General features: G+C 42.4%; 1 protein-coding gene. It reads left to right on the forward strand.

Going from position 1 to position 1,374, the window contains the following annotated elements; genetic code table 11:
• The first annotated feature begins 105 nt into the window (after positions 1 to 105).
• Positions 106 to 1,350: an IS256 family transposase gene (locus EP58_RS10670; RefSeq protein WP_036093276.1), complete on the forward strand. Its 1,245-nt coding sequence runs from the start codon at positions 106 to 108 to the stop codon at positions 1,348 to 1,350.
• The last annotated feature ends 24 nt before the right edge of the window (positions 1,351 to 1,374 follow it).

Raw genomic sequence — 1,374 nt, forward strand, 5'->3', positions numbered from 1 at the left:
GGGAGTGTAAAATAAACTGTGTAAATAATGAATCCTAGGTTCATTGTTTATGCAGTTTTTCTTTTTTGGTACAATGAATAAAAAACTTGAAAGGATGAGAATACGATGCCAAAGAAAAAGCGTGATCCTAAAACCGTTGCCCTTGCGAAAGCCATTGTAGAAGAATACCAGCCGGAGTCTGTGGAAGAGATGCAAAGTGCCCTGAAAGACGTATTTGGACCGCTCTTTGAGCAATTATTACAAGGAGAAATGGAACATCATCTTGGGTATAGCGCGCATTCTCGTGAAGATAAGGAAGATGATAATCGGCGTAACGGTTATGGGACTAAAACGGTGAGAACAAGCTATGGCGAAGTTCCTATTGATGTGCCACGAGATCGTTCTGGTACATTTGACCCGCAACTTATTCCGAAGCGTCAGAAAGATGTCTCCGCCATTGAAAATAAGGTGTTAGCTATGTATGCGCGTGGCATGTCACAACGTGATATAGCCAAGACAATCGAAGATATTTATGGTTTTCAAATTTCTCATGAAATGATTTCAAACATCACAGATACAGTCCTACCAGAATTAGAAACGTGGCAGAGTCGCCCATTGTCTAAGTGCTATGCCTTTTTATTCGTGGACTGCATGTACGTAACGATTCGAGATGGTTATGAAGCCAAAGGCTACGCCGTCTATACCATTCTAGGCTATACACTGCAGGGAGACAAAGAAATACTCGGCCTTTGGCTCAATGAGAGTGAAAGCAAAAATAGATGGATGCAAATTTTTGATGAATTAAAAGCGCGTGGTGTAGAGGATGTCTTCTTCCTTTCGATGGATGGTGTATCTGGTTTAGAAGAAGGCGCTAAAGCTATTTTCCCAACAGTGGTTGTCCAACGTTGCATCGTCCATCTCGTTCGGAATTCCCTTCGTTACGTCCCATCCAAAGATTATAAAGCCTTTACGGCTTCTCTTAAGAAATTGTATGGTGCGCCTTCACTAAAAGCGTGCCAAAGCCAATTAGAGACCTTTCGACAACAGTGGAGTCAGTATCCAGGTGCCCTCGATGTTTGGGTACGGAATTTCAAGCATGTGGAACAATTATTTGATTATGGCAGCGCCATCCGTAAAATCATGTATACCACCAATGCCGTGGAGAGTGTCCATGCCAGTTTTCGAAAAGTCACAAAGAAAGGCGCCTTCCCACAGGAAAACGCCTTACTCAAAGTCCTTTTTTTACGCGTGAAAGAACTACATTCGAAATGGGCAGAGGGACACATTCAAAACTGGTCGCTTGTCATGAACCAGCTCCTTCTTTTGGATTCCCTTGAGAATCGTGTGTCGCATTATATTTCTATTTCTTAATTACACACTTTTCTTGACAAACCC

Origin of the sequence: Paenilisteria newyorkensis (genome assembly GCF_000766145.1) — a bacterium.
In the GTDB taxonomy this organism is placed as follows: domain Bacteria; phylum Bacillota; class Bacilli; order Lactobacillales; family Listeriaceae; genus Listeria_A; species Listeria_A newyorkensis.